General features: G+C 43.6%; 19 protein-coding genes. 12 read left to right on the top strand and 7 right to left on the bottom strand.

Going from position 1 to position 15,283, the window contains the following annotated elements; translation table 11 throughout:
* Nucleotides 1-4: 4 nt before the first annotated feature.
* The 7 genes from secY to rplQ all read left to right on the top strand — a co-directional run bounded on the left by secY (nt 5) and on the right by rplQ (nt 4,465).
* Nucleotides 5-1,345 (top strand): preprotein translocase subunit SecY, encoded by a 1,341-nt coding sequence (gene secY, locus DN599_RS07090; protein WP_110456972.1) that lies wholly within the window; start codon nt 5-7, stop codon nt 1,343-1,345.
* A 21-nt stretch (nt 1,346-1,366) separates the two neighbouring features.
* Complete coding sequence (rpmJ, locus tag DN599_RS07085; RefSeq protein WP_006083579.1) at nt 1,367-1,480, top strand: 50S ribosomal protein L36; 114 nt, start codon at nt 1,367-1,369, stop codon at nt 1,478-1,480.
* Nucleotides 1,481-1,596: 116 nt separating this feature from the next.
* Nucleotides 1,597-1,953 carry a 30S ribosomal protein S13 gene (gene rpsM / locus DN599_RS07080; RefSeq protein ID WP_110456971.1) on the top strand — a complete coding sequence of 119 codons (357 nt, stop codon included), beginning with the start codon at nt 1,597-1,599 and terminating at the stop codon, nt 1,951-1,953.
* Nucleotides 1,954-1,970: 17 nt separating this feature from the next.
* Entirely contained in the window at nt 1,971-2,363 is a 393-nt protein-coding gene (gene rpsK, locus DN599_RS07075) for a 30S ribosomal protein S11 (protein WP_011863988.1), read from the top strand.
* Nucleotides 2,364-2,398: 35 nt separating this feature from the next.
* Nucleotides 2,399-3,019, top strand: a complete 621-nt coding sequence (gene rpsD / locus DN599_RS07070) for a 30S ribosomal protein S4 (protein WP_110456970.1) — start codon at nt 2,399-2,401, stop codon at nt 3,017-3,019.
* A 24-nt stretch (nt 3,020-3,043) separates the two neighbouring features.
* On the top strand, nt 3,044-4,033 hold the full coding sequence (locus DN599_RS07065) for a DNA-directed RNA polymerase subunit alpha (RefSeq protein WP_011863990.1): 990 nt from the start codon (nt 3,044-3,046) through the stop codon (nt 4,031-4,033).
* A gap of 39 nt (nt 4,034-4,072) precedes the next feature.
* Nucleotides 4,073-4,465: a 50S ribosomal protein L17 gene (gene rplQ / locus DN599_RS07060; RefSeq protein ID WP_110456969.1), complete on the top strand. Its 393-nt coding sequence runs from the start codon at nt 4,073-4,075 to the stop codon at nt 4,463-4,465.
* 408 nt (nt 4,466-4,873) lie between these two features.
* Here rplQ and DN599_RS07055 read toward each other — a convergent pair whose 3' ends face one another.
* The 6 genes from DN599_RS07055 to ccmA all read right to left on the bottom strand — a co-directional run bounded on the left by DN599_RS07055 (nt 4,874) and on the right by ccmA (nt 8,736).
* The gene (locus DN599_RS07055; protein ID WP_110456968.1) at nt 4,874-5,851 is read right to left on the bottom strand and encodes an ABC transporter substrate-binding protein; all 978 of its coding nucleotides are present in this window, start codon (nt 5,849-5,851) and stop codon (nt 4,874-4,876) included.
* Between the two features lie 107 nt (nt 5,852-5,958).
* Nucleotides 5,959-6,444, bottom strand: a complete 486-nt coding sequence (gene ccmE / locus DN599_RS07050) for a cytochrome c maturation protein CcmE (protein ID WP_110456967.1) — start codon at nt 6,442-6,444, stop codon at nt 5,959-5,961.
* The gene (gene ccmD / locus DN599_RS07045; RefSeq protein WP_110456966.1) at nt 6,444-6,641 is read right to left on the bottom strand and encodes a heme exporter protein CcmD; all 198 of its coding nucleotides are present in this window, start codon (nt 6,639-6,641) and stop codon (nt 6,444-6,446) included. The genes ccmE and ccmD overlap by 1 nt, the downstream gene beginning before the upstream one ends.
* Complete coding sequence (locus tag DN599_RS07040; protein WP_110456965.1) at nt 6,641-7,387, bottom strand: heme ABC transporter permease; 747 nt, start codon at nt 7,385-7,387, stop codon at nt 6,641-6,643. The genes ccmD and DN599_RS07040 overlap by 1 nt, the downstream gene beginning before the upstream one ends.
* Nucleotide 7,388: 1 nt before the next feature.
* Nucleotides 7,389-8,075 carry a heme exporter protein CcmB gene (gene ccmB, locus DN599_RS07035; protein WP_110456964.1) on the bottom strand — a complete coding sequence of 229 codons (687 nt, stop codon included), beginning with the start codon at nt 8,073-8,075 and terminating at the stop codon, nt 7,389-7,391.
* A gap of 10 nt (nt 8,076-8,085) precedes the next feature.
* Nucleotides 8,086-8,736 carry a cytochrome c biogenesis heme-transporting ATPase CcmA gene (gene ccmA / locus DN599_RS07030; protein WP_110456963.1) on the bottom strand — a complete coding sequence of 217 codons (651 nt, stop codon included), beginning with the start codon at nt 8,734-8,736 and terminating at the stop codon, nt 8,086-8,088.
* Between the two features lie 336 nt (nt 8,737-9,072).
* On the opposite strand from ccmA, the gene DN599_RS07025 reads away from it, so the two are divergent.
* Complete coding sequence (locus DN599_RS07025) at nt 9,073-9,366, top strand: c-type cytochrome (RefSeq protein WP_110456962.1); 294 nt, start codon at nt 9,073-9,075, stop codon at nt 9,364-9,366.
* 130 nt (nt 9,367-9,496) lie between these two features.
* Here DN599_RS07025 and ccmI read toward each other — a convergent pair whose 3' ends face one another.
* Nucleotides 9,497-10,741 (bottom strand): c-type cytochrome biogenesis protein CcmI, encoded by a 1,245-nt coding sequence (ccmI, locus tag DN599_RS07020; protein ID WP_110456961.1) that lies wholly within the window; start codon nt 10,739-10,741, stop codon nt 9,497-9,499.
* A 410-nt stretch (nt 10,742-11,151) separates the two neighbouring features.
* Between ccmI and DN599_RS07015 the strand changes: the two genes are divergently transcribed.
* The 4 genes from DN599_RS07015 to DN599_RS07000 are packed head-to-tail and all read left to right on the top strand — an operon-like array spanning nt 11,152 to nt 14,760.
* The gene (locus tag DN599_RS07015) at nt 11,152-13,125 is read left to right on the top strand and encodes a heme lyase CcmF/NrfE family subunit (RefSeq protein WP_110456960.1); all 1,974 of its coding nucleotides are present in this window, start codon (nt 11,152-11,154) and stop codon (nt 13,123-13,125) included.
* A 17-nt stretch (nt 13,126-13,142) separates the two neighbouring features.
* Nucleotides 13,143-13,700: a DsbE family thiol:disulfide interchange protein gene (locus DN599_RS07010; protein WP_110456959.1), complete on the top strand. Its 558-nt coding sequence runs from the start codon at nt 13,143-13,145 to the stop codon at nt 13,698-13,700.
* On the top strand, nt 13,700-14,179 hold the full coding sequence (nrfF, locus tag DN599_RS07005; RefSeq protein WP_110456958.1) for a heme lyase NrfEFG subunit NrfF: 480 nt from the start codon (nt 13,700-13,702) through the stop codon (nt 14,177-14,179). The genes DN599_RS07010 and nrfF overlap by 1 nt, the downstream gene beginning before the upstream one ends.
* The gene (locus tag DN599_RS07000; protein WP_110456957.1) at nt 14,176-14,760 is read left to right on the top strand and encodes a TlpA disulfide reductase family protein; all 585 of its coding nucleotides are present in this window, start codon (nt 14,176-14,178) and stop codon (nt 14,758-14,760) included. The genes nrfF and DN599_RS07000 overlap by 4 nt, the downstream gene beginning before the upstream one ends.
* Nucleotides 14,761-15,283: the final 523 nt, after the last annotated feature.

Below are 15,283 nucleotides of genomic sequence, written 5' to 3'. Positions count from 1 at the left end.
GTCGATGGCAAAACCAGGACTTGATTTAAAAAGCGCGAAAGGTGGATTTTCTGAATTGAAGACTCGCCTCCTGTTCGTGATTGGTGCGATTATCGTCTTTAGGGCCGGTTCGTTCGTACCAATTCCTGGTATTGACGCAGCTGTATTAGCAGAGCTGTTTAATCAGCAGAAGGGGACCATCCTAGGCATGTTTAACATGTTCTCTGGTGGTGCCCTTGAACGTGCTTCTATCTTTGCATTAGGTATCATGCCGTATATTTCGGCATCGATTATCATGCAACTATTGACCGTCGTACATCCAGCACTTGCCGAACTGAAAAAGGAAGGCGAATCTGGGCGTAAGAAGATTAGTCAATATACACGATATGGAACACTGGTCTTGGGTACATTCCAAGCAATCGGTATCGCAACTGGTTTACCAAACTTAGTCCCAGGTTTAGTTGTAAACCTCGGCTTAAGTTTTTACTTCGTTGCTGTGGTGAGTCTAGTAACAGGAACTATGTTCCTTATGTGGCTAGGTGAACAAATTACCGAGAGAGGCATAGGTAACGGTATCTCGATTCTGATTTTCGCAGGTATTGTTGCTGGTCTACCATCTGCTATCGGCCAAACGGCTGAGCAGGCGCGTCAAGGCGACTTGAACGTACTAGTATTATTGTTGATTGCGGTAATTGTATTTGCTGTAACCTATTTTGTTGTGTTTGTTGAGCGTGGACAGCGTCGAATCGTTGTTAACTATGCTAAGCGTCAGCAGGGCCGTAAGGTATTTGCTGCGCAGAGCACTCACTTACCGCTTAAGGTTAATATGGCGGGTGTGATTCCCCCAATTTTTGCGTCAAGCATCATCTTGTTTCCAGGCACACTGGCTCAGTGGTTTGGACAAAATGAAGGTTTATCTTGGTTGAGTGACTTTTCACTCGCAGTATCGCCAGGCCAACCGCTTTACTCATTATTGTACGCAACAGCAATCATCTTCTTCTGTTTCTTTTATACTGCGTTGGTATTTAACCCACGTGAAACAGCAGACAACTTGAAGAAGAGTGGTGCGTTTATTCCCGGGATCCGTCCTGGAGAACAGACTTCGCGTTATATAGATAAAGTAATGACTCGCTTAACATTAGCTGGCGCTTTATACATTACCTTTATCTGTTTAATTCCGGAGTTCATGTTAATCGCGTGGAAGGTGCAGTTCTATTTTGGCGGTACCTCACTACTAATTATGGTAGTCGTGATCATGGACTTCATGGCTCAGGTTCAGACCCATATGATGTCTCATCAATATGAGTCTGTGATGAAGAAAGCTAACCTAGTTAACAAAGCGAACTTAGATCGCTTTGGACGCTAAGTAGCTTTACGGAGTGATGAAATGAAAGTTCGAGCTTCCGTGAAGAAGATCTGCCGTAACTGCAAGATCGTCAAGCGTAGCGGCGTTGTACGCGTTATCTGTGTTGAACCAAAACACAAACAGCGTCAAGGCTAAAAACTTTTGACCAGCTCAATAGTTGAGCTGGTCAAAATATTATTTGCAAAATTGTCATCTGTCGAGTATCCTACCGGGCTTTTCACAGATGGCCTTTAACTTATGAGGAGTGCATAGTGGCCCGTATCGCTGGCATTAACATTCCTGATCAAAAGCATACAGTCATTGCATTGACTGCTATCTATGGTATTGGACTTACTCGCGCACAAAAAATCTGCGCGGCTACTTCAATTGCTGAAGATGCTAAGATCAAGGAATTGAGCGAAGCTCAAATAGACACACTACGCGAAGAAGTTGCTAAATACATTGTAGAAGGTGACTTACGTCGTGAAGTATCCATGAGCATCAAGCGTCTAATGGACCTTGGTTGTTATCGTGGTCTTCGCCACCGTCGTAGCCTGCCCCTTCGTGGGCAACGTACTAAGACCAATGCGCGTACGCGTAAAGGTCCACGTAAGCCAATTAGAAAGTAACGGGAAGGTAAACCAATATGGCTAAAGTTCCGTCACGTTCAACGCGCAAGCGCGTACGTAAACAGGTTGCTGATGGCATGGCTCATATCCATGCATCTTTCAACAACACAATTATTACCATTACAGATCGTCAAGGTAATGCACTATCTTGGGCAACTTCTGGTGGTTCAGGTTTCCGTGGTTCACGTAAATCTACCCCATTCGCTGCACAGGTTGCTGCTGAGCGCGCAGGTGTTGCTGCTCAGGACTACGGTGTTAAAAACCTTGAAGTTTTTGTGAAGGGTCCAGGTCCAGGTCGTGAATCAGCTATTCGAGCGCTGAACGCGGTTGGTTATAAAATAACCAATATTACCGATGTGACGCCGATCCCTCATAATGGTTGTCGTCCTCCTAAGAAACGTCGCGTTTAATCGCCCGTTTTTAATAGGATAGTTGGAGAAAGAACATGGCAAGATACTTGGGTCCAAAGCTCAAGCTCAGCCGCCGAGAAGGTACTGACCTTTTCTTAAAAAGCGGTGTGAGAGCAATTGATTCGAAGTGTAAGCTTGAAGCTGCACCTGGACAACACGGCGCTCGTAAAGCTCGTTTGTCTGAGTATGGCGTTCAGTTACGCGAAAAACAAAAAGTTCGTCGTACTTATGGTGTGCTTGAAAAGCAATTCCGTAACTACTACAAAGATGCTGCACGTATAAAAGGCAACACTGGTGAAAACCTATTGACCCTTTTGGAAACTCGTTTAGATAACGTCGTTTATCGTATGGGTTTCGGTGCTACACGTGCTGAATCACGTCAGCTAGTTAGCCATAAGTCAATTATGGTCAACGGCCGCGTTGTTAACATTCCATCATTTAAAGTGTCTGCGAATGATGTAATTAGCGTTCGTGAGAAGTCTCAAAAGCAAGCTCGTATTAAAGCTGCTTTAGAAGTTGCTGCTCAGCGCGAAAAGCCAACATGGGTTGAAGTAGATACTACTAAGATGGAAGGTGCTTTTAAGCGTCTACCTGAGCGTAGCGATTTATCTGCGGAAATTAACGAACAGCTGATCGTCGAGCTTTACTCTAAGTAAGGCTAATAAACAAGAGAGGACACAATGCAGGGTTCTGTTACAGAATTTCTTAAACCGCGTCTCGTTGATATCGAGCAGGTTAACCCAACACGTGCCAAGGTTACACTAGAACCGCTTGAACGTGGTTTTGGTCACACTTTAGGTAACGCGTTGCGTCGTATCCTATTGTCGTCTATGCCCGGCTGCGCGGTTACCGAAGTCGAGATTGATGGTGTACTGCACGAATACAGCAGCAAGGAAGGCGTACAAGAGGATATCCTTGAAATCTTGCTTAACCTTAAAGGTTTGGCAGTGGTTATCGAGGGTAAAGACGAGGCTATGCTTACTTTAAGCAAGTCAGGCGCAGGCCCTGTTACCGCAGCAGATATCACGCACGATGGTGATGTTACTATTATGAATCCTGATCATGTTATCTGTCATTTGACTGGTAATAACGATATCAGCATGCGTATCCGCGTTGAGCGTGGTCGTGGTTATGTTCCGGCTTCGGCTAGAGCACAAACTGAAGACGATGATCGCCCAATTGGTCGTTTGTTAGTGGATTCATCTTTCTCACCTGTCGCGCGTATTGCTTACAATGTTGAAGCAGCACGTGTTGAACAGCGTACTGACTTAGACAAACTCGTTATTGATATGACCACAAACGGTACTATTGATCCTGAGGAAGCAATTCGTCGTTCAGCGACTATTCTGGCCGAACAGCTAGATGCGTTTGTTGAATTGCGAGATGTGACTGAGCCGGAACAGAAAGAAGAGAAACCAGAGTTCGACCCAATTCTGTTGCGTCCTGTCGACGATCTAGAGCTAACTGTACGTTCGGCTAACTGTTTGAAAGCCGAAGCGATTCATTACATCGGAGATCTGGTACAGCGTACTGAGGTTGAGCTACTTAAAACACCTAACTTGGGTAAGAAATCTCTTACCGAAATTAAGGATGTGTTGGCTTCTCGCGGACTTTCATTAGGTATGCGTCTAGAAAACTGGCCTCCAGCTAGTTTAGCAGACGACCTATAAGTCTACGTTTGTACAGATTTAGGTAATAAGGATTAGGTCATGCGCCATCGTAAGAGTGGTCGTCAACTAAACCGTAACAGCAGTCATCGCCAAGCTATGTTCCGTAACATGGCAAGCTCTTTAGTCCGTCACGAAGTGATCAAGACTACTGTTGCTAAAGCGAAAGAACTGCGTCGCGTAGTTGAACCTCTAATAACACTTGCTAAGAGTGATAGCGTTGCAAATCGTCGTTTGGCGTTTGCTCGTACTCGCGACGCTGAAGTCGTAGGTAAGTTATTTAATGAGTTGGGTCCACGCTACCAGGAACGTCCTGGTGGTTATACCCGTATCCTAAAGTGCGGTCTGCGTACTGGTGATAAAGCGCCTATGGCGTATATTGAACTAGTAGGTCGTCCTGAAGCTGCTGAAGCTGTTGAAGATACAGCTGAGTAATACTAGGATTAATTGTTAAAAAGCCGGGCAGAGCCCGGCTTTTTTTATGTCTTAACTTTATGCGCTCACGATATTTTGTATTCAAATAGATGCCTGAAGAGAGCAGTTAAACTTTATACATTGTGAGTAGCTTTTAGTGAGCAGAGTAGGGCTTATCGTGGAGAGCGTAGTATTATTCGAAAGTTTATAGTATTTTCTTACATTGATAATAACCACTCGATGACAAACTTAGGCTCCCAGTTTGACTCAAGAGTTAATCAATATAACCCGCTATAGAGTGGTAATTTAAGCTTATAGAATTGCTTAACGTTTTATCATGCTAAACAGAGGCGACGATTAGTTTTGAATTTAAAGTGATATTAAAAATGCACTTATAGGTAGGCACGAGTTGCATTTATTGGGCATAAATCACTCAACCCAATGGGTTTCAGCATCAATGTCTTTCGGTAAGGTTATATGCCATTTATTCACGCCATAACGACTAAACATAAATTGCCCTTTCCGATCGCTTACATAAGGTAATGAACTAGGTAGTGCTCCAAGTAATATCTGTGCAATCAGCTTACTTGCGAGTTTTCCGTGCTGATAGCCATCCAATACATAGCCTCCAATATTGGCTTCTTTGCTGACATTGAAATCCCAAAAACCAAAATGGGGAACAGGTGAGTATTTGGCTGTCCATTTCAGTATCGCCTGTGGATCACTATGGTTAGTAAACTCATCTGTTAAGGTGTGGTATAGTGCGATAAACAGCCCATCATAACCATCAGTTTTAGCTTTAATGATAGTCTCCTTCCAATCTTTTTCACTCGTGATCAGTTTAAAGTCTAATTGTATCTTACCTATATGAGTCGTTTCATTATTACGAATTATCGGGGTAAAAGCGGCAATAGATGTTGGACTTGTATCTGAAAGGATGAGCAGTTTTTTGTTTTGTTTATTGGGTAAGATAAAGTCTATTAGTAATAATGAGCGTTTGAACAATGGCCGTTCTAAAACGCCAGTGAAGTTTCTATAGTCTTGCAGTTGATGATCCCTAGGGTTTGTATTTAATCCAAGAAATACAACAGGCGTCTCGGTTCTACTTAAACGCCTGCTGAGTAATGCAATTGCATTATCATCAGCAAGTACGACCAAATCAGGTTTATTCGCTATATATGCTTCCCATGCGGCTTCTGCAAGCCTTGAATAGTGAGAGTAGGGTAGTCGTTTAGAGTTTAGGTAAACATGGGTGATATGCTCGTTTGGCTTGAGTTGTTCTTCAAGGCCTAGGCTGTAACTTGCAGTCCATGGATTATCACTGTGATAACTGTGGATTATCATTATGTTTGCAGCGTTGAGTGGGAGACTTAAGATGTAGATGAGTAATAAGAGAATGCTGCGCATGTATAATATCCTTATTGAAATGCCTACTATAGTTATAGTCTCTCTTATGCTTGAGGAATAGTGGTAATAAAAAAGGCCTCGATAGAGGCCTTTAATAATAAACTTATTTAGTAACTGGCTTTCTGCTCGCTGCCATACTCAAGCTTTTCATGAGTCTGGCCCATTGCTTCGGCGACTTCGGGTGGCATGTAGTTCTCATCATGCTTAGCTAACACCTCGGTTGCCTCAAGTTTACCATTCTCAATTAATACGCCTTGAGCAACGATACCTTGCCCTTCACGGAAGAGGTCTGGTAGAAGATCGTCATACGTGACAATGACTTCCCCCCCGAGCGAGTCATGTACCGCAAATTCGACATGTAAGCTGTTAGGGTCGCGGATCATTGAGCCGACAGTAACCATGCCGCCGACACGAATACGTTGGCCAACTTCGGGTTTTACTCCTGTATCTTTTTTGCCCTGCACAATTTCGGTAGGGGTATAAAACAGGTTTAGGTTAGAATTCAACGCATATAATAGTAGCGAGGCAATGGCGGCAACTCCTCCGATTAAAGCGGTTGCAAGGGCAAGTCTCTTTTTACGTCTGGCGTTCACTATTGATTACTCCGGTTTGCTTTGAGGCGCTCTTCACGTTGCATTTTCTTTGATATTTCAATGAGTATCTTACGTTTTTGACGCACACTGAAAAAAATCAAGGTTGCTAACGAAAAGACCGTTATCCCATAAGATAGCCATACATAAAAAGCATAGCCACCCATATTTAAAAAATCTGTTAATGAATCGAATTGCATTATTTGACTCCTTCAGCTTTAGCGAGTTCCCGAACCCATGGGCGCATCCCATTTCTGGCCAAGATTTCTGCCCTAAAACGAACTAAAGTAATCGCACCTATCATTAAGCCGAACCCAAAGATATTTATCAGCAGAGGGTAAAGCATCTCAGGCGCCATTGAAGACTTCTCGGTAATCTTGATTGTTGCTGGTTGATGTAATGAGTTCCACCATTCAACTGAGTACTTGATGATTGGGATATTAATTACACCAACGATGGCTAAGATTCCTGCTGCTCGAGCTGCTAGTACTTTATCTTCGAATGACGCATACAGTGAGATGACACCCAAATAAAGGAAGAGCAGTACTAACTCAGATGTTAACCTCGCATCCCATACCCACCATGTTCCCCACATAGGCTTACCCCATGCCGCGCCAGTGATCAATGCGATAAAGGTGACAACTGCGCCGATAGGTGCAATTGCCGCCGCAGCCCAATCGGCCGATTTGATCTGCCATACCAAACCGATAAAGGCTGATGTCGCCATGGCCATATAGGCTGACATCGACATGGATGCAGCGGGTACGTGGATAAAGATAATGCGGTAACTATCACCTTGTTGGTAATCTACTGGGGCAAAGAGTAGTCCCCAAACTGATCCGACACCAATAAAAGCTATCGCTAACGTGGCAAACCAAGGCAGTAGTGTGCCTGAGAGGTTATATGCACGTTGAGGATCTGCATATGAATGTAGCCATTTCCACATATTAGTTAGTACTCACTCTTAGTGAAGCACCTATTGCAAAAGGTGCTAAAATTAACGAACCGACCAACATCGCGCCAATAATCGCGAGATGGCCGCTATAGGGTAGGTTTAATCCTGCAGCATCGATTGCGCTGGTCGCGAAAATCAATACTGGAATATATAACGGCAAAATCAACAAGCTTAATAATACGCCCCCTTTACGCAATCCAACGGTCAATGCAACTCCGATTGCGCCAAGCAAACTGAGCACTGGGGTTCCTAGGGCTAGGGTTGCCATAAGCGCGCCATAGCTATTGTCTTCAAGGTGTAATAATACCGCTAGTAATGGTGCGACTAAAATTAAGGGGACGCCAGTTAATATCCAATGAGCTAATACTTTAGCTAATACCATTAGTGACAATGGCTGTGGACTTAACAACATCTGCTCAAGGCTACCGTCGACAAAGTCAGCTTTAAAAAGACGCTCTAATGACAGCATCGATGCGAGTAATGCGGCGACCCAGATTATCCCAGGTGCTACTCGCGATAATACTTGTGGTTCAGGACCAATACCAAGCGGAAATAGGGTGACTACTAGGATAAAAAATAGCAGTGGATTAAAAATATCGCCCTTGTGCCTAATGGCAATCTGTAGATCGCGCTTGAGTAGGGTATAAAACGCTTGGGTAAAACTAATGCCTTTGTTCATCTACTGCACCTCATATAAAGCGGTAATCGAGGCGGATTTTTCGCAAGATATCATCACCTATAATACCCATATCTTGATGGGTCGTCATGATGACGCACCCCCCGTTTTCGGCATGACGCAAAAATAGGTGTTCCAACTCTTCAACGCCTTTCTTATCGATGGCAGTAAATGGTTCATCGAGTAGCCATACTTTACAGTTGGTATGCCATAGCCTGGCTAATGCTGTTCTTCTATGTTGGCCTGCAGAAAGATGCCCTGCAAGCGCTTCTTCAAACCCTGATAAATTGACTTTTGCTAATATGTCATTGGTATTGAAATCATCATACCCACTGATTCTTAAATTAAAGTTAAGGTTTTCTTCTGCAGTTAATTCACTCTTAACGCCTGCTAAATGGCCTAGATAGAGTAGGTCATCGTTATATTCGTCACGGCAGCGTGTAATATCTTCGCCTTTATAGCGAGTTTCTCCAGCATAGGGACGGGACAAACCAGCGAGTATGCGCAATAGACTCGTTTTACCGGCACCATTAGGCCCCTCAATCTGGACTATTTCACCAGCTTGGATGTGAAAACTTAACTCATCAAATAAGATTCGCTCTTCTCGAATGCACGTTAAGCTGTCGGCTGATACCAGTGTTGTTGCTGTTTTTTCTTCTACCACTGAACCCTCTATCTCAAGCCATATGTCAACTTAAACGATATTAACATACTCCCCCTAATGGGGTTTAGTATTGGTTACTTTTTAGTGTCAGCAATTTGATATGCTTCCAAAAAGTGAAACCTTTTAATACCGAGTGTTGAACTTTTTCAACTTTTGCTAATGTAGCAGTCAAGTTTGGTAGTTGTGGTAGTTGAATGCTTCAAATTCCGATACTAGTCACAAAAAGATGAGATTTGTTGAAGTTTGATGTATCCTTGTGGCGCTAAAATAAGTCTACCCAACATACCGTCAGGGTGGCATTGAGCTTTGTTAATATTTGCATTAGGAACTCTGAACATGAAAAAACTGTTAGCATTGTCAGCAGTGGCTGCATTGACCTTGTCTGTAAACGTATTTGCGCAAGACGGTGAAGCTGTTTATAACAAGGCATGTCAAGTATGCCACAGCATGGGTGTCGCTGGCGCACCAAAATCGCACGATGCTGCTGCATGGGAGCCTCGCTTAGCTAAAGGTATGGATGCTTTACTGGGTAGCGTTAAAGGTGGTCTAAACGCAATGCCACCAGGTGGTATGTGTACAGATTGTACCGACGAAGATTACAAGAATGCTATTGAGTTCATGTCTAAGTAATTTTTCGTGAATAAAAAACCGGCTTAAAGCCGGTTTTTTTGTGCTCAAAATTCACTTCCGTGGCCCATTTAGTCAATGTAGGCCACAAAAAAAGCCGACCCGCGGGTCGGCTTTTTTTGTTTTGGCTAGGTTATTGGACTTGAGTGTCTAACACTAGTGTCGCGGTCGAGCCTACGGCTACAATCTCTAAGCGCCCTTGAATATCGCCAGGTTGTGCTTTAACTGAGCCATGCTTGGACAGTACAGCGATAATCTCAACATTATTTACGTCACTTAACTTGATATCGCCACCCATACCTGTACTGTCATCTAAGGTGACAGTCATAGGGAGTGATTTTGCTGATATCTTAGTCGCAGCAAGTGGTACCTTAGGGCCTTCGATATTGCGAGCGAAGATAAACAACATATCACTGCTTTTTACTTGGGCTTGTAATTCTGGAGCAATTGAAACATCGACGTTAATGGTTTTACCAATGCCTGCTTGCTGATGTGTGGTATCGTTTGGCATTTCGCCAGTTTCAGCTTGCATTCTCATTTTGGCACTATCGATGGCGTTGATTATGGCACCACGATCAACATCGCTACGTTCGCTATCGAGAATGGTTTGCCAGGCTTCGATAGATTTAGCGTAATTAGCGTTGAAGAAAGCATCCATTCCGACCAACAACAAGGTCGAAGGATCTTGTGGGTCTAAAGTTAAAGCTTGATCGATGAGAGCCTGAACTTGTGGCGTCATACGCTGATCAGCCTTGTAGTAAAGTGCTGTCGCTTTAGGGCCGAGTAATTCAGCGTGGGTTCCGACAAGCTCCATAGCCTTATCGAATGCTTTAACTGCATCATCATAGCGGCTGGCACTAATATAAGTATGTCCTAAACTAAAGAGTAATTGACTATTGTCTGGCTCGGCTTTTAATTGAGCCTCCATCATGCTGATACGTTGAGCCATAATTTGGCTTGCATCCATTCCGGCATGTGGATTAGCTGGCTCGGCGCGATCGAGGTTGGCGTATGCTCCCAAGTTGCTATACATGTAACCAGAGATGCCCAATACCATGACGGACATCAAAACTGGCCATAACAGGCCTTTAGGCTTGGTTTGATCAACTAGAGATTCATCTTCACCTTGCTTCATATCTTGCAGTAAGCTGATTTCAAGTTCTTTCTTAAGTGCGTCGAATTCGGCTTGATCGAGTAATTCGTCGTTGAGTTCTTTTTCTAGTGTTGCGAGTCGATTATTAAAGAGGTCGAGGTTCGTTTCGTTGCGAACACCTAACTCAGCCGCCTGCAGCATTTTTCGCTGACGGAAGTGAGGAAACCAAATCAGCGCTAGGCTGACTAATACAAAAAGCGCAATAAAAATCCAGAGAGTGGTCATTATTTCATTTTCACATTAGTTGCAGGAGAGCGGGAATACCGCAGGATTAGGGACTAGATTATACGGAAAGATTATTCATTGAACAGTAATATAAGCCATTAAATGACTTTAAAAAGCGATACTTTTGCACTGGTTCACAGTTCGATTTTATTTTAAATAATTACGTGAAACTTAAGTTTCAGACAAGGGTCAGACATTAAAATCTGTCAGTTTTTAACAGAGTCACTTAGCGAGTCTCGGTGGGTAAGAATGAGACTGGTCACCCATAATTGGTCGAAAGAAGCAGACAGATACAATAGCAAATACTAAAATGACTCAAAATTTGTACCTTGAGTAGTGTGAATCGCAAACTCTCGTGAATCAGTAAAGCGCTGGCTTAACTGATGACTATATAGGACTGAGGAAAACCCATGATCCCTGAATTAGGACACTTTTCGTTGATAATAGGTTTGGCTTTTGCCTTTCTATTAGCCAGCGTACCTTTAATCGGTGTTGCCCGTAAAGATCAATACCTTGTACGATATGCTTGGCCATTAAGCTATGGCATGTTCTTCTTTATTTTTCTCTCTGTTATCGTGCTAGGCTATAGCTTTGCCGTCGATGATTTCTCTGTTGCCTATGTAGCTCACCACTCCAATTCTCAGTTGCCTATTTTCTTTAAGATAGCTGCCGTATGGGGCGGGCATGAAGGGTCATTACTGTTCTGGGTATTTGCTTTATCAGTGTGGACCGCGGCTGTGGCGCTTTTCAGTAAAGGGTTAGAAGAGGTGTTCACCGCTAGAGTGTTAGCGATCTTGGCTATGATCGTTATTGGCTTTAGTTTGTTCATGTTATTGACTTCGAGTCCTTTCGAGCGTCTGTTCCCTACGCCAATGGAAGGGCGCGATCTTAACCCTATGTTGCAAGACGTTGGATTAATCTTCCATCCGCCTATGCTTTATTTAGGATATGTGGGCTTCTCTGTAAGCTTTGCATTTGCGATCGCGGCATTAATGGGTGGGCGTCTTGATTCTGCTTGGGCGCGCTGGAGTCGTCCTTGGACATTGGCCGCATGGATTTTCCTTACTGGTGGTATTTCATTGGGTTCATGGTGGGCTTACTATGAACTCGGCTGGGGTGGTTGGTGGTTCTGGGATCCGGTTGAGAACGCCTCATTTATGCCTTGGTTGATTGGTACTGCATTACTGCATTCGGTTATCGTTACCGAAAAACGTGCCACATTCCGTAACTGGACCGTGTTACTGTCTATTTTTGCATTTTCATTAAGCTTGCTAGGTACCTTTATTGTACGTTCAGGTGTGTTGACATCTGTACACTCGTTTGCCGCCGATCCCGGTCGCGGTATGTTTATTCTGCTGCTACTTGGTTTAGCTATCGGTGGCTCGCTAACCCTCTTTGCTTTCCGTGCGAGTGATATGAAGAGCCCTGCACGTTTTGAGTTAATGTCAAAAGAAACCATGCTTCTGGTGTGTAATATTCTGTTGACTGTGGCTTGCGGTACCGTATTGCTTGGTACCTTATACCCACTGCTGATTGATGCGCTAAATATGGGTAAGATCTCGGTAGGCCCACCATATTTCAACGCAGTGTTTGTACCCATAGTCCTTGTGCTGTTTGTGTTTATGGGGATTGGTCCCAATATTCGTTGGAAACGTGCTAAATCGGGTGAGCTTAGTCGTAAATTAGTTGTACCGGCAATCGTTGCCGCCATTGTAGGTATTGCAGCACCTTTCTTAGTCGATGGTAAATTTAATATCTGGGTCACTCTAGGTATAGGTATTGCGACTTGGGTTGTACTGGCTACATTACGAGCTGCCTACGACATTGTTAATGGTAAAGATGGCGTTAGTCTTGCGCGCATGGGACGCAGCCAACTGGGCATGGTCATAGCTCACTTTGGTATTGCGGTCTCTATTATCGGTGCGACTATGGTTTCGAACTATTCTATCGAAAAGAGTGTGCGCATGGGACCTGGTGTTACCCAGGAGCTGGCTGGCTACAGTTTCCATTACGTTGAAACTAAAAATGTAGTGGGGCCTAACTATACTGCCCAGCAGGGTCAGGTCGAGGTGAGTAAAGATGGTGAGTTTATCACCCTGCTTAAACCTGATCGTCGTCAATATAACGTCCGTACTATGGATATGACCGAGGCGGGTATCGATTGGGGTCTGTTCCGTGATTTATATATCACTATGGGCGATCCAATTAGTCGTACTGAGTTTGCTGTACGTTTGAACTATAAACCATTTGTGCGTTGGTTATGGTTTGGCAGTATCTTCATGATGGTTGGCGGTGTCTTTGCCGCTTCAGATAAGCGATATCGTAAAGTCAAAGTAAACGAAACAACCAAAGAAAAAGCTAAAGAAGATTTAGCAACGGCATAACTTGAATTGGGGCAAGTATGAAAAACAGGTTAGTACTATTTATTCCGTTGGTATTATTTTTGGTGATGGGGGTATTCCTTTATAAAGGACTATTCCTTAATCCTCAGCAGCTCGATTCGGCTCTTGAAGGAAAGCCAATCCCGGCTTTCCAGCTAGAACGTCTAGAGAATGCGAACGAAATCATTACCAATGAGAGCTTAAAAGGCCAGGTGTCATTACTCAATGTATGGGCGACATGGTGCCCATCTTGTAAGTATGAGCATCCGCATCTAATGCGGTTAGCAAGACAAAACATCTTGCCTATTTATGGTATTAACTATCGTGACGAACGCCCTTTAGCGATCCGCGAACTTAGCCGCGAAGGAGACCCCTATACCATGAACATTTTCGACCATGACGGTCGTCTAGGTTTAGATCTTGGGGTCTATGGTGCACCAGAAAGCTATTTAGTCGATCACAATGGTATCATTCGTTACCGCTACGCTGGCCCGATCGACATGCGCGTTTGGAACGAAACACTTTATCCAATGATCCAAGAGCTACAAGCTCAAGCTAGAGCAGAGGGGGCTTCTTAATGAAAACCTTTATCGCTTTAATTAGTGCATTATTGCTATCAATAAGCGTATTAGGCTCTGCGGTGGCAACACCAGTCGACACCTATGAGTTTAAATCTGTTGATAATCAAAAGCGTGCACTTGAGTTAGCGCATTCACTGCGTTGTCCACAGTGTCAAAATCAGAACTTAATCGATTCAAACTCACCAGTTGCACAAGATTTACGTCTAGAAGTGTATCAAATGGTTGATGCAGGCAAGGCGGATGAAGAGATCATTAACTTCATGACCAGTCGATATGGTGAATTTGTCTTATATAAGCCTAAGATGGAAGCCAAGACCTATGCCTTATGGCTTGGTCCTATTGGCCTGTTGCTGATTGGTTTATTAATTGGTTTTATCTTTGTTCGTAAACAACGTATATCAGGTGCTGTAGAGCAAGAGATAAGCGCTGAAGATCAAGCGGAACTAGATAAACTACTTAAGCGAGCATCAAAATGAGTAAGTCCTTTGCTGCTGCGCTTGTGGGTTTGTTATCAGTGACACCATTGTTTACTGCAAATGTACAAGCTTACCCTGGGATGCAGCAACAGGCACAAGGGCAAGTTCAATCGAGTGTCGATCGTATCAACGTGTTGCCTAAGTCTTATCCAATCGATGTGGTTGCCTTCTCAGATCGGAATGGTACAGCAATCGATTTTAGTCAATATCGCGGTCAAGTCATCATGGTCAACATGTGGGCAACTTGGTGCCCACCATGTGTGAGAGAGTTGCCAGCACTCGATCGTTTTAAAACTAAGTTCGATCAAAGTAAGTTTACTGTATTACCCATCTCTATTGATATCGATGGTACCGCTAAGGTTGAACCTTTCTTAAAGTCATTGGATATGGAAGGATTTAAAACCTACTATGATCCTCAACAGGCATTAAGTGAAGTGTTCCCCTTAGATACAATACCCGCCACCTTTATCCTCAATGGTAAAGGTGAGCTTATTGCGTTCGTTAGAACCTTTGTAGATTGGGACGATGCTAAAGCGGTAGAGTTGATTAATGGCTTTATCGAACAAGAGAGCACTAAATAGCTCTAAAACAGCCAATTTGATGTGAATTTAAACAGAAAAGATCGCATTTGCCTAAAAGATCGGCATGCGATCTTTTTTATTGTAAAAAGCCCTTGCGCCCATCTGAGAACTGCCTATAATGCGCATCCACTGACACGGCACAGCAGGCCAACTACCTTGGTAGTACGGGACTTGCAGCTAAGTCAGCCTCTCTTTTAATAAAGAGATGCGAGTTAAACTCTTCGGAGATTTGACTCAGGTGATAAGCGCTTTTAAGGGCTTCGATTGATGACTTCTGCTTAAGAAATCATCGCTTGGAAAACTTCTTAAAATAAGCACTTGACGCCAACAACGGGAAGTGTAGAATACGCATCCCTAAGCCAACGACCTAGCGTCAACGGCCGCTAAATGAAAGATTGATTCTCTCATGTTAGCAACGCTCTTTAACAAGATGAAACAAGAAATCTGTGTGGACACTCACAGGTGTTGAGTTAATCGAAATTGCCTAACTTTCGGGTTGGCAATCAAAGAATTAAATCAACCA

It is taken from the genome of Shewanella algidipiscicola, from assembly GCF_900380485.1.
Lineage (GTDB): Bacteria > Pseudomonadota > Gammaproteobacteria > Enterobacterales > Shewanellaceae > Shewanella > Shewanella algidipiscicola.
The sequence above is the reverse complement of the archived record's forward strand: the minus strand, read 5'-3'. Positions and strand labels throughout refer to the sequence as shown.